Source organism: Tenacibaculum sediminilitoris (assembly GCF_964513795.1).
Taxonomy (GTDB): domain Bacteria; phylum Bacteroidota; class Bacteroidia; order Flavobacteriales; family Flavobacteriaceae; genus Polaribacter; species Polaribacter sediminilitoris.
Genome location: NZ_CAZEQR010000050.1, coordinates 13,638 through 34,144 on the forward strand (window position 1 = coordinate 13,638; position 20,507 = coordinate 34,144).

Below are 20,507 nucleotides of genomic sequence, written 5' to 3' on the forward strand. Positions count from 1 at the left end.
AGATTTCCCACTTCGTTCGAAATGACATTATTTGTTTATACTTTCTATAAAATTTTGAATCATTTTTTTTCCATCTGGAGTTAAAATACTTTCTGGATGAAACTGTACTGCTTCAATGGCAAATTCTTTATGTCGTAATGCCATAATACTACCGTCTTCATCAACTGCAGTTACTTCTAATTCCTCTGGAAAATTGTTATGAGAGGCAATCCAAGAATGATAGCGTGCCGCCTCAAATGTTTCTGGAATATATTTAAAGGTTGTAGTATCGTTTTTGGTAACAGTCATTTTTGTAGCTACCCCATGAAAAACATCGTTTAAGTTTTCTATTTGTCCTCCAAAAACTTCAGTAATTGCTTGCAATCCTAAGCACACTCCAAAAATTGGAATTTTACCTGCATAGGTTTTTATGGTCTCTTTTAAAATACCTGCTTCATCAGGAATCCCAGGTCCAGGAGATAAAATAATAGCATTGTAATTTTTTATTTCTTCTACCGAAATCTCATCGTTTCGGTACACATCAGGTAAAGTACCTGTTATGTCTTCTACATAATGTACCAAATTATAGGTAAAAGAGTCGTAATTATCTAATATTAATATGTTCATTTTTTTAGCTTTTAGCTTTTGGCTCTTGGCTATTAGCAGAAGACTAACAGCTAAAAGCTAATTTATATTTCCTCTGCTAGCACTAATGCTTTCTTTAATGCTGCTAATTTGTTATTTACTTCTTGTAATTCGTTTTCTTCTTTAGAATTAATCACAATTCCAGCTCCTGCTTGGTAATACAACGTATTATTTTTACTTACAAAAGAACGAATCGCAATGGCTTGATTTACGTTTCCATTCAGCCCTATAAAACCAACACATCCTCCATAAAATCCGCGAGTCTGATTTTCATAAGTATCTATCAATTCCATTGCCTTGTATTTTGGTGCTCCACTTAAAGTTCCTGCAGGAAATGTATCGCCTACAATCTCTATTGGATCTCCTGTAATTTTTCCTGTTACGGTAGAAACTAGGTGAATTACATGACTAAAATACTGTACCTCTTTATAGGTTTCAACCGTTACGTTAGTAGCATGTTTGCTTAGATCATTTCGAGCTAAATCGACCAACATTACATGTTCTGCATTTTCTTTTGGGTCGTTTGCTAATTCTTTAGCCAACTCTCTATCTTTTTCATCATCACCGGTTCTTCTAAATGTTCCTGCAATTGGATTAATAATCGCTTGACCTTCGTCTATTTTAATTTGTGCTTCGGGTGAAGAACCCATCAACTTAAAACTTCCGTAGTCAAAATAAAATAAGTAAGGTGAAGGATTTATAGAGCGTAATGCTCTGTACACATTAAATTCATCCCCTTTGAATTGTTGTTGAAATTGACGTGATAATACCAACTGAAAAACATCTCCTCTTTTACAGTGTTCTTTTGCTTTGGTTACGCTTTGTTTAAATTCTTCATCTGTAATATTTGAAGTCTCCTCTCCTTGAAAAGCAAAATCATACTTAGCAAAGGATTGAGAGTTTACCAAGTTTTCAATTTCTGACAATCGAGACTCTTCCCCTTCAGGAATGTTTTCTATCAAAATCATTTCATTTTTAAAATGATTAATAGCTACAATAAATCTAAAAAAACTATACTGTAACATTGGTATTGCAGACGGAGCTTTCTTTGACTTTAACTGAATTGTTTCAAAGTATTGCACAGCATCAAAAGTAGTGTACCCATAGAGTCCGTTAAACGATTTGATTTCCTCTGAACACTCGACCGAAATAACCTCACTATACGTATCAAATTTTTCATAAAAATTTCTTCGAATTGGCTCTCTTTTTAATTCTTCCTTTTTATAAGAAAGTAACAATTCATTATTTTCTGCTTTAATTGTCACCAACGGTTCTATGCACAAAAACGAATAACTATTTTCTTTACTATGGTAATCCGAGCTCTCTAACAGCAAACTATTTGCATACCTATCTCTAGTTCTTAAGTACAAACTAACTGGCGTAACCATATCTGCCAATTGTTTTTTTACTATTGTTTTAAAAGTGATTTTTTTCATTTCATTTAATATGTAAAAACAAAAAAGGCTTATCATGAGATAAGCCTTTTCGTTGTATTATAGATATAACAAAGATGGTCTCACTAACTTAAGTTATGAGTTTTCCACCACCAGTTATTTAATTGTTGTTTTATCATTATGTTACAAATGTATAAAGTGATTTTGACTTTACAAACTTTTCTTTAAAAATATTTTTCACTACTAAAAAATAGTAAGTCTATTTAAATAAATTAGCTTAAAAAGTTTCATTTTAATATTAAAAATGAAATTATTATTATAGTTTAAAACCATAAATAACTTTTTAATTACAATTAAAAAACATTAACCTGTTATTTGCAGCAGAAACAAACTAATAAAAGATATAGTTATGTGTGGAATTGTATGTGCATTTGATTTAAAAGAACCATCAGACAAGTTAAGGTCTCAAATTTTGGAAATGACTAAAAAGGTTCGTCATAGAGGTCCAGACTGGAGCGGAATTTATAGTGATGAAAAAGCTATAATGGCTCATGAGCGATTAGCAATTGTTGATCCTACCTCTGGGCAACAACCTTTATTTAGCAATGATCGTAGATTTGTGTTAGCTGCTAATGGAGAAATATACAACCACAAAGAAATGAGAAAGCAGCTCAAAGAGCAACATGAGTTCTTAACAAAGTCTGATTGTGAGGTAATCTTAGCTTTATACAAAGAAAAAGGTGTTAAATTTTTAGATGATTTAAACGGAATTTTTGGCTTTGCTGTATATAATTGTATTACCGATGAGTATTTAATAGCTCGTGACCATATGGGAATTATTCCTTTATATATGGGATGGGACAAACATGGTACTTTTTATGTAGCTTCTGAATTAAAAGCTTTAGAAGGTTATTGCAACAAAATTGAGGTTTTTCCTCCAGGTCATTACTATACTCGTGAAGATGGTTTGCAAAAATGGTATTCTCGTGATTGGATGGAGTACGAAGCAGTAAAAGACAACCAAACTTCTATTGAAGAAGTTCGTGATGCTTTAGAAGCTGCTGTACACCGTCAATTAATGAGTGATGTACCTTATGGCGTTTTATTGTCTGGTGGGTTAGACTCTTCTATTACCTCTGCTATTGCAAAAAAATATGCCGCTAAACGTGTAGAGTCTGGTGATAAAGACGCTGCTTGGTATCCGCAATTACATTCATTTTCTATTGGTTTAGAGGGTTCTCCCGATTTAGTTGCAGCCAAAAAAGTTTCTGAATATATTGACACTATTCATCATGAAATTACTTTTACCATTCAAGAAGGTTTGGATGCTATTCGTGATGTGATCTACAACTTAGAAACTTACGATATTACTACAGTTCGTGCTTCTACGCCTATGTATTTAATGGCACGTGTTATTAAATCGATGGGAGTTAAAATGGTATTATCTGGTGAAGGTGCTGATGAACTTTTTGGAGGATATTTATACTTCCACAAAGCTCCAAGCGCAGAAGAATTCCACAAAGAAACTGTACGAAAATTAGATAAATTATATCAGTATGACTGTTTACGTGCTAACAAAAGTTTAATGGCTTGGGGAATTGAGGGTCGTGTTCCTTTTTTAGACAAAGAGTTTATAGATGTAGCTATGCGTATCAACCCGGAAGACAAAATGATTAATGGTGAACGTATGGAAAAATGGGTACTACGTAAAGCATTTGAAAGTTACTTACCTAAAGAAGTGGCTTGGAGACAAAAAGAGCAGTTTTCTGATGGAGTTGGGTACGATTGGATTAACACTTTAAAAGAAGTGGTAGAAACCGCTGTTAGTGATAAAATGATAGAAAGTGCAGCTCATAGATTCCCTACACAAACACCTAGAACTAAAGAGGAGTATTATTATCGTTCTATCTTTGAAGAACATTTTCCTAGTGAAACAGCCGCTTTAACAGTTCCATCAGTACCGTCAATTGCCTGTAGTACACCTACTGCATTAGCTTGGGACAAAAGTTTTCAAAACCAAAACGAACCTTCTGGTAGAGCTATTAAAGCTGTGCATGAAGACGCCTACTAAGAAAAATTCTTAGTTTTTTTCAAATTTTAGTTGTGATAAAAATCTCGCTTTTGCGAGATTTTTTTGTTATACACCCATTAACTCCTAAACTTGACAGATACATGACATATAAATAACGTAATAAAAACCAACGTTTAGGGAAAAAGTTAAAGTATTACCTAACTTAAAAAAGGTATTCACAAGATGAACTTGCTTCAATTTCATCAGTAAGAATTAGAACAATTCAGCATGTAGAGAAAGACAAGGTTCAGCCACATCTTCAAGCACTAAGGTTACTCAAAAGTTTAAAAATTAAAACTGATAACCTAAAAGTAATTAACAACCCAAATCATGAAGCAATACAAAAGAAGTGGTTACTCTTATTGCATGGAAACTCTTTTTTGGGATTCATAAAGAAAAAGACAATCCTTTATATGATGAACATGGAAAAGCAGTTATAAACTTTCAATGCTCATTAACTCTTTATTTTATTTTCTCTCTACTCTTATTTCTTCCTTTTTCTGGATTCAACTTTTTCTTAACTGGTCTCGTTCTTATCTTTGGAAGTATTACTAACCTTTACAACATTAAAGTAGTTCTAAACTCTCAAACTTATAACTACCCGCTCTCCATTAAGTTTTTGAAAAACTAACGTACAACTATCACAATATCTTAACCTTAAAATTACCTAAATAAAAAAAATTATGGTGGCAGTAACTTCTATTACCATACTTTTAGTCTTTATTTTAATTTTACAAATACTAAATCCTTTAATTTACCTTATACAGTCTAATACCAGATACCATCAATTATTATTAATTATTTTGGAGTTCCTTTAGCTATATTGACTAGTTACATATTTAATAAATCAACCCAACAGATTTTTATCAAAAATTAACTATCAAAAAAACTTTTTTAGGACTCTTATTAGATATCATTATAACAACTGTAATGGTTTTACCTTATTGTTTTTTTTTAGTGAACTTCAGGTTAAAATTAATGCTGAAAACAACTTTTTAAATGCTTTAACTTGGTGTCCAATTTTCTTTCCGCTAGCTTACTTAGAAGAAATTATTTTTAGAGGACAAGGCTTTACAAAACTAAAAAGTGTATTGGGAATTAGAGCTACTCAATTCATTTTTGCTATTATATTTACCTATTACTATGACGCCACAGGCACTACTTTTATCTCCCAACTTTTAGATACAGAGATATCGACTTTAATTTTTTGGTTGGGTAGCTATAAAAAAACAGAAATAATTGGGATATCAATGCAGTTAGTAGTTTTTGTAGTTAGAATTTTTTTGACTGAAAAACTGATAAAAAAGAAAAATAAAGTTTAATTAAAAAACTAAAACAGCCTGTTTAAGACATTTTTTATTTTTCTTGAGATTTGAAACTAAATGTTAATTATTAAAATTTAGTTTAAGATTATTTAAAAGTGTTTTAAAGCACTTTTAACTTTTTAAGAAATGTTGATAATTTTCGCTTAAAATCGCTTAAAAACTTTAATTTAAGGTTAAAAAACCGTAAATTTGTAAGACATCAAAGGTCGCTTTCGAGCGATTTTTTTATGATAAGAACTTTAATTTAATTCTCTTTATAATGAGCGAAGAAAAAAAACATAATTATGATGCTTCCAGTATTCAGGCACTAGAAGGAATGGAACATGTACGCATGCGTCCTTCTATGTATATTGGAGATATTGGAGTACGTGGTTTACACCATTTAGTATATGAGGTAGTTGATAACTCTATTGATGAAGCCTTAGCAGGTCATTGTGATACTATTGATGTTACTATCAATGAAGACAACTCTATTACGACCAAAGATAATGGTCGTGGTATTCCTGTAGGAATTCACAAAAAAGAAGGAGTTTCTGCTTTACAAGTGGTAATGACCAAAATTGGTGCTGGTGGTAAATTTGACAAAGATTCTTACAAGGTTTCTGGTGGGTTACACGGTGTTGGTGTTTCTTGTGTAAATGCACTTTCTGATCACTTAACAGCAACCGTACATAAAGAAGGAAAAATTTGGCAACAAGAATACGAACGAGGTAAAACGTTATACCCTGTTAAAACTATTGGAGAAACTGATTTTACAGGAACTATCGTTACTTTTTTACCAGACAAGTCTATCTTTCAACAAACAACAGAGTACAACTACGATACCTTAGCTACTCGTATGCGTGAATTAGCATACTTAAACAAAGGTATTACCATTACGTTAACTGACAAGCGTCATAAAGATGACGAAGGAAATGATATTGTTGAAACATTTCATTCTGAAGAAGGGTTATCTGAGTTTGTAAGATTTCTAGACGGAACAAGAACACAAATCATCCAAGATGTAATTTCTATGGAAGGTGAGAAAAACGGAATTCCTGTAGAAGTAGCAATGGTGTACAACGATTCGTATGCTGAGAATTTACACTCTTACGTTAACAACATTAATACACATGAGGGTGGTACACACTTATCTGGTTTCCGTCGTGGATTAACCCATACATTAAAGAAGTATGCTGATGAATCTGGTTTACTTAAAAATGTAAAATTTGAAATTGCTGGTGATGATTTCCGTGAAGGTTTAACAGCTATTATATCCGTAAAAGTAGCTGAACCTCAATTTGAAGGTCAGACAAAGACAAAATTAGGTAACCGTGAAGTAAGTGCAGCCGTATCACAGGCAGTATCTGAAATGTTAACGGATTACTTAGAAGAAAATCCGAATGACGCTAAAACCATTGTTCAAAAAGTAATTTTAGCAGCACAAGCTCGTCATGCAGCACGTAAAGCTCGTGAAATGGTGCAGCGTAAAACAGTAATGAGTATTGGTGGTTTACCTGGTAAATTATCAGATTGCTCAGAAACTGACCCTGCTCAATGTGAAATCTTCCTTGTTGAGGGAGACTCGGCAGGTGGTACTGCAAAACAAGGTCGTGACCGTAACTTCCAAGCAATTCTTCCTTTAAGAGGTAAAATCTTAAATGTAGAAAAAGCAATGCAACACAAAGTTTTTGAAAATGAAGAAATCAAAAACATGTTTACTGCACTTGGGGTTTCTATAGGTACTGAAGAAGACCCTCGTGAGTTAAACCTATCTAAATTACGTTATCACAAAGTAGTTATTATGTGTGATGCCGATGTAGATGGTTCTCACATTGCTACTTTAATTCTAACATTCTTCTTCCGCTATATGCGTGAAATGGTTGAACAAGGGTATATTTATATTGCCACACCTCCTTTGTACTTAGTTAAAAAAGGGCAAAAACGAGAATATGCTTGGGATGACAACCAACGTGATTTAATTGCTCAAAAACTAGGTGGATCAGTAACTATTCAACGTTATAAGGGTCTTGGAGAAATGAATGCTGAGCAATTATGGGACACTACCATGAACCCTGAGTTTAGAACATTACGACAAGTTACCATTGATAGCTTAGCAGAAGCTGATAGAGTTTTCTCTATGTTAATGGGAGACGAAGTTCCTCCCCGTAGAGATTTTATAGAAAAGAATGCTAAATATGCTAATATTGATGCATAACAACATAAAATTACCAACAAAAAAACCTTACTAATTAGTAAGGTTTTTTTATTTTTACACTATAAAATAAGACTAAACATGAAAAAATTCCCCCTACTCTTATTATTTATCTTAACTGGATTAAGTAATAATGTAAAAGCACAAAATTTTGAAACAATTCTTTTAGCTAAAGAAGATGCATCTAAATTAACACAAGCATATATTAACCCTACAATGAAAGGTTTAATATATGGCTCTAATAGTGGTTGGTACCATACAGCGAAAGTTCATAAAAAATTTGGTTTTGATATTACTATTGGAGCAAGCGGTTCTTTCGCTCCTTCTAAAGACGATATATTTGATTTAACAAAGTTAGGTTTATCAAATAACACAACTTATTCAAATAATACATCACCTTCTATTTCAGCAGAAGAAAACATTCCTGCAACTACTGTAACATTCAACAGTACAGTCGCAGGTCAAAATGTTTCTGCTAATTTTACAATGCCAGGAGGAGAATCTTTTGATATAACACCTTCTCCAATGGTTCAAGTTGGCTTGGGACTTCCTTTTAAACTCGAAGCTATGTTACGTTTTGTACCTAAGGTTGGTTCGAACGATGTAAAAGCTGGTTTATTTGGTATTGGTCTAAAAAAAGAAATTACAGATTGGTTTGGGCCTATAGATAAAACACCTTTGCATATATCTTTGTTAGCTGCTTATACCAACATGAATGTTGATTATACAATAGGTACAGCATCTGGACAAGTATCTACAAATAACGGCTTAACAGAGTTTAAACTTAATTCATACACTGTTCAAGCAATAGCCTCTTTAAACTTCCCAGTAGTTAACATTTATGGAGGTTTAGGCTACAATGGAGGTAACACTAAACTAAACATATTAGGTGATTATACTTTAACCTATCAAACAAATACAGCTCCATCTGTTCCAATTCAAGAAACAGTAACAGATCCATTATCACTTTCTAATAGCATTGGTGGTTTTAATGCAACTTTAGGTACTCGTTTAAGCTTAGGGTTCTTTAAAATTTTTGGGAGTTACACTTTACAAGAACAAAATACTTTAAATGCTGGTATTGCTTTTAGTTTTAGATAACTTTTATCAAAAATAAACTCGACAAAAAAAACCGTTGAAATATCAACGGTTTTTTCTTTTATATCCATAGCCAAATCGCTATTTTTGTGCATCTTGTGCGGATTTCGCACTCTTAAACATAATTAATTACAAAAAACATATATAAAATGAAAGTAACGGTTGTAGGAGCAGGTGCTGTAGGTGCAAGTTGTGCTGAGTACATTGCTATTAAAAATTTCGCTTCTGAAGTTGTTTTAGTTGATATTAAAGAAGGTTTTGCTGAAGGTAAAGCAATGGATTTAATGCAAACTGCTTCTTTAAATGGTTTTGATACTAAAATTACAGGAACAACAGGAGATTATAGCAAAACTGCTGGGTCAGACATTTGTGTAATTACTTCTGGTATTGCTCGTAAACCAGGAATGTCTCGTGATGAGTTATTAGGAATCAATGCTGGTATCGTAAAATCAGTTTCTGCTAGTTTAGTTGAGCAATCTCCTAATACAATTATCATTGTAGTATCTAACCCAATGGATACTATGACTTATTTAGTACACAAAGCAACTGGATTACCTAAAAACAGGATTATCGGTATGGGTGGTGCTTTAGACTCTGCTCGTTTTAAGTATCGTTTAGCTGAAGCTCTAGAAGCTCCTATTTCTGATGTTGACGGAATGGTTATTGGAGGTCACTCAGATAAAGGAATGGTACCTTTAACTCGTTTAGCTACTCGTAACTCTGTTCCTGTATCTGAATTCTTATCAAAAGAAAGGTTAGAGCAAGTAAAACAAGATACTAAAGTTGGTGGTGCTACCTTAACAGGATTATTAGGCACTTCTGCTTGGTATGCTCCAGGTGCTGCTGTATCTGGCTTAGTACAAGCAATTGCTTGTGACCAAAAGAAAATATTTCCTTGTTCTGCTTTATTAGAAGGAGAATACGGTTTATCTGATTTATGTATAGGAGTTCCTGTAGTATTAGGTAAAAACGGAATTGAAAAAATCGTTGAGATTAACTTAAGCGAAGAAGAAAAAGCTGCTTTAACTTCTTCTGCTGAAGCCGTTAAAAATAACAATACTGCTTTAACTTTCTAAGAAATTAATACAGTAAAATATTCAAAACCCTAAGTAGGCTTATTTACTTAGGGTTTTTATAATTTTTTGTTAAAATTTAAATAACTGTGTAAGATTCTACTTATATAAGCGTCTTTATTATAGAGAAGCATTAGTAGTGTTTCTTTTCATAGTTTTTCATAGCAATTTTCCCACTTCATCCTTGAAGTGGGTTTGTTTTTATATACTACACAGCTTGCTGTACTACTTCAAACAGTTCTCCACCCTCACATTTAATAACTTTTTGTTTAAACTTTACTATTAATTGATAATCGTGAGTGGCCATTAAAATTGTTTTTCCGCTTTGGTGAATTTCATTTAACAGCTCCATTACTTCAAGTGAAGTTTTCGGATCTAAATTCCCTGTAGGTTCATCTGCCAAAATTAATTCAGGATCATTTAACAAAGCTCTTGCAATAGCCACACGTTGCTGCTCTCCTCCTGATAATTCAAAGGTTTTTTTATAATATTTCTCTTTCATCCCTACCTTATCTAAAACCTCATGAATTTTATTTTTCATATCTTCTTTGTTCTTCCAACCTGTAGCTTTTAGAACAAATTCTAAATTAGAGAAAACATTTCTATCATTTAATAATTTAAAATCCTGAAAAACAATCCCTAATTTTCTTCTTAAAAAAGGAATATCACTTTCTTTCATTTTCTTTAAATCAAAGTCAACTATACTTCCTAAGCCGCGTTGTAAACGTAAATCTCCATATAACGTTTTTAATAAGCTACTTTTTCCACTTCCTGTTTTGCCAATTAAATAATAAAAATCACCTTTGTTTAGAGTAAAATTGACTTTTGATAATACTAAATTGTCTTGTTGATAAATATCTGCGTTCTCAAAGTATAATACGGGATTTTCCATGAAGTGTAGTTTTTTACAAATCTAAAATTTTATAACGTAATTCTGTAACATTTCTTACTTTTGATAAAAAGTCTCCCAACAAAAATAAAAAACTAACGTTATAGTTTCTAGATAACTAAAAAATATGAGATTTAATTGTTTCAAAAAAAGCTGCTACTTATTTCTTTTTTTAACCATTACAACAGCGGTAATAGCACAAGAATCGGCTATAAATACTGGTGCAAATGCCGATTTTCATAAAGCAATACGTTTATATAACAATAAAGCCTATGCTGCTTCACAAAAACTTTTTCGTGAAGTTTCCCTAAACTCTGAAAAACATCATAACTTAAAAGCTGATGCTGATTATTATGACGCAATGTGCGCTATAAAATTGCAGCAAGATGATGCTGATTATAGAGTTAATCAATTTGTTGAGAACTATCCGTACAACAATAAAAAAGAGAAGGCATTTTTAAATGTTGGTAATTATTATTTTGCTAACAGAAAAGCTGCTCATGCCCTAAAATGGTATCAAAAAGTAAATGAGAAACTATTAAGTTTAGAAGAAAAAAATGAGCTTAATTATAAAATGGGTTATGCACTATTAGTTTCAAATTACTTAAAAGATGCTAAGTCTCGTTTTCAATCCCTGTTAGGAAATCCTATTTATGGTAACGACGCTCGTTATTACTATGGTTATATTGCTTACAAACAGGAAAATTTTGGTGAAGCAGAAGATAATTTAAGTCAATTAGCAAATGATGCTACCTACCAAGCAAAAGCTAATTACTATATATTAGATATTAGTTTTAAAGCAGGTAGGTTTGATAAATCAATCCAAATTGGAGAAAAACTACTAGAAACTACCAAAGATGAAAAAGAAATTTCTGAAATTTCTAAAATTATAGGTGAAAGTTATTTCAACCTTAAAAAGTATGAGAAAGCAATTCCGTTTTTAAAAACCTACAAAGGAAAAAAAGGTCGTTGGACTAATACTGACTATTATTATTTAGGCTATGCTTACTATCAGCAGAAAGACTATGAAACTGCAATTAGTAATTTTAATAAAATTATTGGAGGAAATAATAAAGTAGCCCAAAATGCTTACTATCATTTAGGAGAGTGTTATTTAGAGTTAGATAAAAAACCAGAAGCATTAAATGCCTTTAAAAATGCTAGTGAAATGGATTTTGATGCTCAAATTACACAAAGTGCTGCTTTAAATTATTCGAAACTAAGTTACGAAGAAGGAAACCCGTATGAAAGTGTTCCAGACGTTTTAAAAGGCTTTTTAGCTAAATATCCAACATCTCCAAATGCTGCTGAAATTAGTAATTTATTAGTTACCTCATACTTACATCAGAGAGACTATCAAGGCGCTTTGGACTTTTTAAGCTCTTCAGAGACTCCAGAAAGTAAAAGTATTATCAATGAAGTTTCTTTATATAGAGGTATTCAATTATACAACGAAAATAAAATAACCGAAGCAAAGCCATACTTTGTAAATGCAACCCAATCAGAAAACATTACTGTAAGTAATAAAGGATCATATTGGCTAGCCGAAACCGAATATTCTTTAGGTAATTACCAAAGTGCCCTTGAATATTTTTTATCAGTAACTAATAAAAAAATTGACGAAGCTAAAATGTTAAATTACCAAATTGGCTACACAAATTTCAAACTAAAAAGTTATCCTAATGCTGCTAAATATTTTCAGCAGTTCTTAGACCAAAAACTTGACGACAACGACTTAAATGATGATGCTTCAAACCGTTTAGGAGACTCTTTTTATGCTTCAAAAAGTTATACAAACGCCATTGAAGCTTACAATAAAGTAATTCAAGAAGGTGGTGTAGGTGCCGATTACGCACAATACCAAACGGCCATGAGTAATGGTTTCTTAGGTAAAAATGACACAAAAATTAAAAACCTAACAACACTAATTAATGATAATGGAGATTCTCAATTAAAAGATGACGCTTTGTTTCAATTAGCAACTACCTATACAACTATAAACAACGCCTCTAAAGCTCAAAAAGCATACGAACGTTTGCTGGCCGATTACCCTACAAGCAATTACGCTCCAAGTGTTTTATTACGTCAAGGTTTACTATATTATAGCAACAACAATAACAAAAAAGCTATTGAAAAATACAAAAAGGTCGTTGCTAAATACCCAAACTCAAACGAAGCAAGGCAAGCAGTTACCAATGTTAAAAACGTATATATTGATTTAGGTAAAGTTGATGAATATGCTGCTTGGGTTCAAAATGTGAGTTTTGCCAATGTTACCAATGCAGAATTAGATAACGCTACCTATCAGTCTGCAGAAAATAAGTTTTTAGAAAACAATAATATCAAAGCAATTGAAGGGTTTAATAAATACTTACAACAATTCCCAAATGGAATTAACCTTTTAAAAGCACATTTTTACTTAGCACAAGCATATAGTAATACAAAATCACCCAACAAAGCAGTTCCTCATTATACTTATGTTACTAAGCAAAATAAAAATGAGTTCACAGAAGAGTCTTTAACAAAACTTGCCAATATTTATCTCCAAAAAGAAGATTGGAATAACGGAATATTAGTTCTTCTTCGATTAGAAAAAGAAGCCAACTATCCGCAAAACATCATTTTTGCTCAAAGCAACTTAATGAAAGGTTATTATAAAAAAGAAGATTATACCAATGCTATTACTTATGGTGAAAAAGTTTTAAGTAAAGGCAAAGTAGATACGAATATTGCTGAAGATGCAAAAATTATTCTAGCTCGTTCTTCTTTTAAAAACAATGACTTTTTAACTGCAGAAGAGTACTTCAATGAAGCTAGTAGAAAAGCAACTGGTGAATTAAAAGCAGAATGTTTATACTACAATGCCTTTTTCTTACATGAAAACAAAGAACACGAAGCATCTAACAAAGCTGTACAAGATTTAATTGCTAATTACTCATCATACAAATATTGGGGAGTTAAAAGTTACATTATTATGGCTAAAAACTATTATGCCTTAAAAGATGCTTACCAAGCAACCTACATCTTGGAAAACATTATTAAAAACTTTACACAGTATAAAGATGTGATTGAAGAAGCAAAAAATGAGCTTCGTACCATTAAGAATAAAGAAGCAAAAACAAACGAATCAGTAACTACCCAAAACTAAAATTTGTTAATAACAAACGAAAGTTAAATGATTAGATCGATGAAAAAGCACCTAAGTTTACTTGTTTTATTTGTAATTGCATATGCAAATGCACAAGAAAAAAAGACTCCTAATAAAGCAAAAGACAGTATTATAAAAACAGAAGTTGTTAATGTAGTAACTTCTTATGTTCCAAAAATTACTGATGCTTTTAAAATAAAGCAAAAGCCTATAATTAAACACACCAAAGAAACTCAAAAAAAAGCACTAGAATATCAAATATTTTCAGTGCCTGTAGCTTCTACCTTTATTCCTAAAAGCGGAGCAATGAAAAAAGTAGACTTAGGAAAAAGAGAAAAATTATATTCTAATTATTTATCAGTTGGCTTTGGAAATAAAATTTCTCCTTTTTTAGAGGCTTATCTTAGACAAAACGAAAGTTATGATAGCGAATTTGGGGCACATGTAAAATTTTTATTATCTGCTAACCCTGTTGAAAACACAGAATTAAGTAGTACTTTTTATAACATTGATTTAAACTTATTTCATACACAGCAAGAACGCTATTTTCAATGGACAGCTGGTTTAGATGCAGAAAAGGACAAATACAACTGGTATGGTTTACCTACAAACATCAATTTTACTGATGCTACTATAAGTACTATTGAAGAAGCTCAGAGCTACAACCATTTTAAAGTGTTTGGACAAATAAAACCTGGTGATTCTTTTTTAGAAGAAGCTAATGGAGCAATCGCCTTTTTCTCTGACTCATTTGAAAGTGTTGAATTTTTAGTTGATGGTAATGCACAATTTCGTTTTCCTTTAGATAATTTTCATCGTCAATTAAACGATTTGTATATAAATACTACTATTAATTACCTAGGAGGTTCATACGCTTACGCATACGATGCTACTACACCTGTAGATTATAGGTTTGTAACACTTGGTGTACATCCTACATACAAATTCAATATACAAGATTTAGCTATTCAACTAGGAGCTAAAAGCTATTTTTCAATGGATCCAGAAAATAGTGAAAATACTTTTTTTATTTATCCTGATGTAGAAATTTCATATCCTATCGTAAAAGATTTCGCAAATGTGTTTATAGGAGCTTCTGGAGATTTAACTACCAATATGTACCAATCTTTTACGGATGACAACCCCTATCTATCTCCTACTCTTGACATGAGACAAACCAACAAAAAGTTTGATGCTTTTGGAGGAATTAGAGGTAAGCTAAGCCATCAATTTAGTTACAATGCAAAGGTAAGTTATGCTGATATTGAAAATAATCCATTTTTTGTATTGAATCAATCAAAATCTGATGGTTCTAATATTGCTGGAACTAACGGATTTACCTTCTACGGATATGAATACGGAAATTCTTTTAAAGTGATCTATGACGACATTAAGTTAATCTCTTTCTTTGGTGAAGTTACTTTTGACGGTATAAAAAATCTAACCACCGGAGCTAACTTACAATTTAATAAATTTACACTAACAAACGAATTAGAACCTTGGAATATACCTAAAATAAAAGGAGAAGTTTTTGGAACTTATAAAACTAACAAGTGGTATGCAGGAACCAACTTATACTTCGTAGGAAATCGTAAGGAAAGAGCTTATGACCCTTTACCTGTAAATACTTTTACCTCAATAGATTTAAAAAGTTATTTTGACGTAAACTTTAATGGTGGTTATCATTTTGACGACTCGTTCTCTGTGTTTTTAAACTTAAACAACGTCTTAAATAATAGTTATCAACGATTCAACAACTTTAATGTACAAGGGTTTCAAGCAATGGGTGGTTTAACATGGAAGTTTGATAGCCTTTTTTAAAAATTAAAATATAAAACTTACATTTAGGGTGTTAAAAAAAACACCTTAATGAAAAAACTAACCTTTTTAGTACTTACTAGCATTGCTTTTTTTGCTTGTAAGACAGAACAAAAGCAAACTACAACTGCTTCAAAAACCTATACAGAAGCAGCTTACAAACAAGATTCAACACAAATAAAAAAACTGTTCAGTATAGCACTTACTGAAGGTAAGTCTTATGAATGGCTACGTGACCTAACCCAAAACATTGGAAGCCGCTTATCAGGATCAGAAGGAGCAGCAAAATCAGTTATTTGGGGAGAAAAACTCATGAAAGAAGTTGGTTTAGACTCTGTTTGGTTACAACCTGTTATGGTACCTCATTGGGTTCGTGGAGAAAAAGAAGTTGCTAATTATGAATTTAACGGAGAAAAAATAAACGTGCCTATTTGTGCTTTAGGAGGTTCAATTGCAACACCAACTAATGGAATTACTGCAAAAGTTATTGAAGTTAAAAACATTGAAGAAGCAAAAAAGTTAGGAGATAAAGCCAACGGAAAAATTGTATTCTTTAACGGTGCTTTTGATAATACTTTAATTAATACATTTCGCGCCTATGGAGGTTGTGTAGCACAACGATTTGCTGGTGCTGCCACTGTTGGTAAATTTGGGGCAAAAGGAGTAATCGTACGCTCTATGACTAATGGAATTGATGATTATCCACACACAGGCTCTATGGGCTATGGTGATATTCCTAAAGAAGAATACATCCCTGCGGCTGCTATTAGTTCTCGTGCAGCGGAAAACTTAAGTAAACACTTAAAAGAAAATCCTAATATAGAGTTTTACTTTAAGCAAAGTTGCGAGAACTTAGCTGATGCACCTTCACACAACGTAGTTGGTGAAATTAAAGGAAGTGAATATCCTGATAAAATTATGGTAATTGGCGGACACTTAGACTCTTGGGATTTAGGTGATGGTGCTCACGATGACGGAACTGGTATTGTACAATCTTTAGAGGTTGCTTATTTATTAAAAAAGAACAATATTCAACCAAAAAACACGATTCGTATTGTCTTTTTCATGAATGAAGAAAACGGTTTGCGCGGTGCAACTGAATATGCTCGTTTAGCCAAAGAAAATAACGAACTACATATTGGTGCCTTAGAATCAGATGCTGGCGGACACACTCCTAGAGGTTTTTCTATCGATGCCAATGAAAGAAATATACAACTAGTACAGAGCTGGAAAAATCTGTTAGCCCCTTACGGATTGCATGATATCACTGCAGGGGGTAGTGGGGCTGACATTGGCCCTTTGAAAGACGATTATGTTACTTTAGTAGGCTACCGCCCAGATTCACAACGTTATTTTGATTATCATCACGCTGCTACCGATACTTTCGACAAAGTAAACAAACGTGAATTAGAATTAGGTAGTGCCTCTATGGCTAGTATCGTGTATTTAATGGATAAATACTTATACAACAAGGAAACATTAAAACCTTAATTTATGGATATTCTAATAATTACGTTAAGAGTTTTATTTGGAATATTTTTTGCCTTTGCTGGTATTATGCACTTTATAAAGCCTAAAACTTTCAATCGATTCATCCCTAATTTCCTTCCTAAATTAGTTGTAAATTATATAGCTGGTTTCTTAGAATTAATTATTGGTGTCGGTTTATTAATTAACCAAACAACGACATTCGCAGCTTTAGCTATGTTTATATTAATGTTAGTTTTTTTACCTATCCATATTTGGGATGTTTTTAGAGAAAAACCTGCCATTGGATCTAAAAAAATAGCAATTATTAGAGTACCACTTCAATTTTTACTATTATACATCGCTTATTTAATTTATACACATTAATTAAGAAAGTTATAACTTTTCAAAAACGAAAGAAAAATACTTCTTAAAAGAAAATCATACTGAATCCTACATTTAAAACTAAGTTTTAAAATGTAGGATTTTATTTTAAAATCCCAAATTAACCTCAATACTCTTAAAAAAAAATTAAAAATTCCTCATCAAAACAAACAACAACCTACAATACTATAAACCAAACTACTAACAAATATTATTTTCTCATTTTTTACATAAAAAAAACATAAAATTCACTTCTTTTTAACACTAATTAAAATAAAACATTAGGGTTTTTAAGTATTCACCTGTTTTATTACAGCAATTTTATTCTAGAAAAAATTATGCTATATCCATATTTGGATACCATTTATTATTTATTAATTTTTAACACAACACGCATGAAAAATAACAAAACTCATGGGAGGAGGTCCTCTTTTACCTCTAAAGTAGTCTTACTTCTTTTTGTTGCCTTTTTAATTAACTCTTCTCTTTTTGCTCAAAATAAATTTAGAGTAAGTTTTTCAGGAGGGTTAAATAACAATGAAATTACTTACAGTGCTAGCAATAGAGTGAATACTGAGTATGTAGATGAGGACGGAAATTACTTTAAAGCTGGATTTAATTTTAAAGTATACAAACATATTAGCATACAAACAGGGTTAACCTACCTTAATAAGAACTATAGATTTCAAAGAACAGGAACACGTGAAGGTGTTTCTACCCTTCATAAGTCGAGATATTTCAACATTCCAGTAATGGTAGGTATAGAACCATTACACAAATCTTTAAAAAACACGAAGTTCAACTTTGAAATTTTTGCAGGTACTTATGTAGGTTGGTGGAATTCACTCAAAAGAGAAAGTACTATTGAAGTTTTTGGAGAATTAGACTTTGATGGCTTCCCAAAGAAAACAGTTACAGAAACTTATGACTTTGATAAAAATGAAAATCATTTTAACCGAGTTGATTATGGTTTACAAGCTGAAACTAGGTTTGGTTACAGTATTTACAAAAACCTAAGTCTTTTTGTTGAGTATTCTTTTATGTATGGTTTATCTGATAACCAGAAAAAACAATTAAGACAAACTTCTAACTATTATTACACTACCTCTAATTATGGTGTAGGAATATCTTACAACTTTTAAAAACTAATTATTATGAAAAAACTTAAATACATATTACAAATATTTATACTAGTTCTATCATTACACACTCTCCAATCTTGTAGAGAAGACTCTTTAGAAGTGGCAGAGTTAGATAGAACTGAGGTCGCTAGTTATTCTGATCTTTTCAATGCATTTTGGGATACTATGAATAACGACTATAACTATTTTAACGAACAAGAAGAAAGTTGGGATATAGTGTATAAAAAATACAGTCCGAAGTTTAATAAACTAACAACTTTTGGTAAAGGAGATGTAGACCCTATTAAAGCTGAAAAAGAAGCCAACTTAGCTTTTAAATATTTTGCTGAAATTATCACGGGAAAAGTTTTAGACCAGCATTTTGGTTTAAATGTTACCGTTCCTTTACCAAGCGTTAAATTACCAGGTCGTAATGCTTTTATATCTGCTGGTTTTTCTAGTAACATGAAGTACAAATACACTGAGGAAGACGGTTTTGTTAACTTAGGTAGAAATCAAAGAAATCCAAAAATTGACACTGAAGATGTAAGTTTAGTGATGGCTTATGAAAAGCTAGACCCTACTACAATTGTTCAAGATGGTCCTATTTTAGGAGGCTTCCTGAAAGACGATCCTGAAACGATGTATATTCAGTTAACGAGCTTTCAAGTTTATACAAACGCTGTAATAGATGGAGCATTCCCTTTATTGGAAGATATAAGTAACATTGAAGGAATCAATCAATCATATTTTGATGACTTAAAAAAATTAGATAACGAAACAGGTACAGAGTTTGAAACTTTAATGAAAGAAAACTTAAACTCTTTTAAAACATTAATCAGTACAATAATCAACTCTAACGAGTATAAAACTTACGTAGGAGCTCTTGATAACTTTAAAAATACTGAATTAATTGACGATTTTGAAAATAGTTTAACACCTTTAGCTAACTTCACTCAAGATGCTAAAGATGATTTTATAACAAAACATGCAAGTGTACTACCTATGTTACGTGCCTATTACTATGCTCCAAGCACAACAGAAGCACAAAAAGATGCCGTTTTTATGCTTTACGAAATTTACGACAAGCGCATAGCGACTTATCAAAAAGTCTCTAGTTTTGCTAGTACTATTTCTTTTTTCGGGCTTACTTTTACAGATGAGTTCGACGAACTATTAAGTTCTATTACTTATAATTACAACTTTGATCTGTATCGAAAGTTATACAACCCTATAACTAGTGGTAAAGCAAAAAAAATAATTTTAGACTTACGTGGTAATGGTGGTGGTTATGTAATTGATGCACGTATTTTTACTGAAAGATTTATAACTCAGCAAAAAGTTTGGGGATACCAAAGAACTAAAGAAGGAAATGGCCGTTTTAACTACAGTCCATGGATACCAGTAGAGACAAAACCTCACAAATTTGCCCTTCAACAAAATATTCCTATCGCAGTCTTAATTGATGAAAACTCTTTTAGTATGTCTGAAATTAGTACTATGATGATTAAATCTCAAGGAAACCATGTAACCATTGTTGGAGATAATAGCGGTGGTGGTACTGCAGGCTTAGGAGGCCAAGATTCATTTAATGGTGGTAATACATCAAGCAATGGTTATTTACAATTTTACATGCCTTTAATGGCATTTAAGGATAGTGCTGGAAAAATTGTTGAAGCTATTGGCGTTGCTCCAGACATAAAAACTATTCCAACACAAGAGCAAGTTGATGATCTAACAACAACTTATATTGATCCTGCTTTTAACGCTGCTTTAAAGGCCGTTAGCAAATAGCACCTTTTTTTATCATGTATTAAAAAAGGAAAACTAAAATTAGTTTTCCTTTTTTTTTGTTTAAGTTTAAATACATTTGAACATCTATCTTTTAACTTAACACTACG

The 20,507-nt window shown here is 31.9% G+C and carries 15 protein-coding genes; 12 read left to right on the forward strand and 3 right to left on the reverse strand.

Annotated elements, in window-relative coordinates; all coding sequences use genetic code 11:
- Window positions 1-27 precede the first annotated feature (27 nt).
- Window positions 28-606, reverse strand: a complete 579-nt coding sequence (locus tag ACKTSW_RS13005) for an anthranilate synthase component II (RefSeq protein ID WP_408025682.1) — start codon at window positions 604-606, stop codon at window positions 28-30.
- Between the two features lie 62 nt (window positions 607-668).
- Window positions 669-2,060 carry an anthranilate synthase component I family protein gene (locus tag ACKTSW_RS13010; protein ID WP_408025683.1) on the reverse strand — a complete coding sequence of 464 codons (1,392 nt, stop codon included), beginning with the start codon at window positions 2,058-2,060 and terminating at the stop codon, window positions 669-671.
- A gap of 367 nt (window positions 2,061-2,427) precedes the next feature.
- Here ACKTSW_RS13010 and asnB point away from each other — a divergent pair, with 367 nt between their 5' ends.
- The 6 genes from asnB (at window position 2,428) to mdh (ending at window position 9,782) form a co-directional block, all read left to right on the forward strand.
- On the forward strand, window positions 2,428-4,089 hold the full coding sequence (gene asnB / locus ACKTSW_RS13015; RefSeq protein ID WP_408025684.1) for an asparagine synthase B: 1,662 nt from the start codon (window positions 2,428-2,430) through the stop codon (window positions 4,087-4,089).
- Between the two features lie 349 nt (window positions 4,090-4,438).
- Window positions 4,439-4,720 carry a DUF4870 domain-containing protein gene (locus ACKTSW_RS13020; RefSeq protein ID WP_408025685.1) on the forward strand — a complete coding sequence of 94 codons (282 nt, stop codon included), beginning with the start codon at window positions 4,439-4,441 and terminating at the stop codon, window positions 4,718-4,720.
- Window positions 4,721-5,033: 313 nt separating this feature from the next.
- Entirely contained in the window at window positions 5,034-5,411 is a 378-nt protein-coding gene (locus tag ACKTSW_RS13025) for a hypothetical protein (RefSeq protein WP_408025686.1), read from the forward strand.
- 262 nt (window positions 5,412-5,673) lie between these two features.
- A complete protein-coding gene (gene gyrB / locus ACKTSW_RS13030; protein WP_408025687.1) occupies window positions 5,674-7,611 on the forward strand; it encodes a DNA topoisomerase (ATP-hydrolyzing) subunit B in 1,938 nt (645 codons plus the stop codon).
- A 78-nt stretch (window positions 7,612-7,689) separates the two neighbouring features.
- The gene (locus ACKTSW_RS13035; RefSeq protein WP_408025688.1) at window positions 7,690-8,709 is read left to right on the forward strand and encodes a DUF6588 family protein; all 1,020 of its coding nucleotides are present in this window, start codon (window positions 7,690-7,692) and stop codon (window positions 8,707-8,709) included.
- Window positions 8,710-8,855: 146 nt separating this feature from the next.
- Window positions 8,856-9,782 carry a malate dehydrogenase gene (gene mdh, locus ACKTSW_RS13040; RefSeq protein ID WP_408025689.1) on the forward strand — a complete coding sequence of 309 codons (927 nt, stop codon included), beginning with the start codon at window positions 8,856-8,858 and terminating at the stop codon, window positions 9,780-9,782.
- A gap of 205 nt (window positions 9,783-9,987) precedes the next feature.
- Here the strand turns inward: mdh and ACKTSW_RS13045 are convergent, their stop codons facing one another.
- On the reverse strand, window positions 9,988-10,671 hold the full coding sequence (locus ACKTSW_RS13045) for a cell division ATP-binding protein FtsE (RefSeq protein ID WP_408025690.1): 684 nt from the start codon (window positions 10,669-10,671) through the stop codon (window positions 9,988-9,990).
- 124 nt (window positions 10,672-10,795) lie between these two features.
- Between ACKTSW_RS13045 and ACKTSW_RS13050 the strand changes: the two genes are divergently transcribed.
- From ACKTSW_RS13050 to ACKTSW_RS13075, 6 genes are all read left to right on the forward strand, one after another.
- The gene (locus ACKTSW_RS13050; RefSeq protein ID WP_408025691.1) at window positions 10,796-13,816 is read left to right on the forward strand and encodes a tetratricopeptide repeat protein; all 3,021 of its coding nucleotides are present in this window, start codon (window positions 10,796-10,798) and stop codon (window positions 13,814-13,816) included.
- A gap of 39 nt (window positions 13,817-13,855) precedes the next feature.
- Window positions 13,856-15,637, forward strand: a complete 1,782-nt coding sequence (locus ACKTSW_RS13055) for a TonB-dependent receptor (protein ID WP_408025692.1) — start codon at window positions 13,856-13,858, stop codon at window positions 15,635-15,637.
- A gap of 48 nt (window positions 15,638-15,685) precedes the next feature.
- On the forward strand, window positions 15,686-17,125 hold the full coding sequence (locus tag ACKTSW_RS13060) for a M20/M25/M40 family metallo-hydrolase (RefSeq protein WP_408025693.1): 1,440 nt from the start codon (window positions 15,686-15,688) through the stop codon (window positions 17,123-17,125).
- 3 nt (window positions 17,126-17,128) lie between these two features.
- A complete protein-coding gene (locus ACKTSW_RS13065; RefSeq protein ID WP_408025694.1) occupies window positions 17,129-17,488 on the forward strand; it encodes a DoxX family protein in 360 nt (119 codons plus the stop codon).
- Between the two features lie 392 nt (window positions 17,489-17,880).
- On the forward strand, window positions 17,881-18,627 hold the full coding sequence (locus tag ACKTSW_RS13070; protein ID WP_408025695.1) for an outer membrane beta-barrel protein: 747 nt from the start codon (window positions 17,881-17,883) through the stop codon (window positions 18,625-18,627).
- A 12-nt stretch (window positions 18,628-18,639) separates the two neighbouring features.
- On the forward strand, window positions 18,640-20,400 hold the full coding sequence (locus ACKTSW_RS13075; RefSeq protein WP_408025696.1) for a S41 family peptidase: 1,761 nt from the start codon (window positions 18,640-18,642) through the stop codon (window positions 20,398-20,400).
- Window positions 20,401-20,507 lie beyond the last annotated feature (107 nt).

Excerpts from the sequence above, each read along its gene's own strand:
- ACKTSW_RS13005 (WP_408025682.1), bottom strand. The coding sequence starts at position 606 with ATGAACATATTAATATTAGATAATTACGACTCTTTTACCTATAATTTG.
- ACKTSW_RS13010 (WP_408025683.1), bottom strand. The coding sequence starts at position 2,060 with ATGAAAAAAATCACTTTTAAAACAATAGTAAAAAAACAATTGGCAGAT.
- asnB (WP_408025684.1), top strand. The coding sequence starts at position 2,428 with ATGTGTGGAATTGTATGTGCATTTGATTTAAAAGAACCATCAGACAAG.
- gyrB (WP_408025687.1), top strand. The coding sequence starts at position 5,674 with ATGAGCGAAGAAAAAAAACATAATTATGATGCTTCCAGTATTCAGGCA.
- ACKTSW_RS13035 (WP_408025688.1), top strand. The coding sequence starts at position 7,690 with ATGAAAAAATTCCCCCTACTCTTATTATTTATCTTAACTGGATTAAGT.
- mdh (WP_408025689.1), top strand. The coding sequence starts at position 8,856 with ATGAAAGTAACGGTTGTAGGAGCAGGTGCTGTAGGTGCAAGTTGTGCT.
- ACKTSW_RS13045 (WP_408025690.1), bottom strand. The coding sequence starts at position 10,671 with ATGGAAAATCCCGTATTATACTTTGAGAACGCAGATATTTATCAACAA.
- ACKTSW_RS13050 (WP_408025691.1), top strand. The coding sequence starts at position 10,796 with ATGAGATTTAATTGTTTCAAAAAAAGCTGCTACTTATTTCTTTTTTTA.
- ACKTSW_RS13055 (WP_408025692.1), top strand. The coding sequence starts at position 13,856 with ATGAAAAAGCACCTAAGTTTACTTGTTTTATTTGTAATTGCATATGCA.
- ACKTSW_RS13060 (WP_408025693.1), top strand. The coding sequence starts at position 15,686 with ATGAAAAAACTAACCTTTTTAGTACTTACTAGCATTGCTTTTTTTGCT.
- ACKTSW_RS13065 (WP_408025694.1), top strand. The coding sequence starts at position 17,129 with ATGGATATTCTAATAATTACGTTAAGAGTTTTATTTGGAATATTTTTT.
- ACKTSW_RS13070 (WP_408025695.1), top strand. The coding sequence starts at position 17,881 with ATGAAAAATAACAAAACTCATGGGAGGAGGTCCTCTTTTACCTCTAAA.
- ACKTSW_RS13075 (WP_408025696.1), top strand. The coding sequence starts at position 18,640 with ATGAAAAAACTTAAATACATATTACAAATATTTATACTAGTTCTATCA.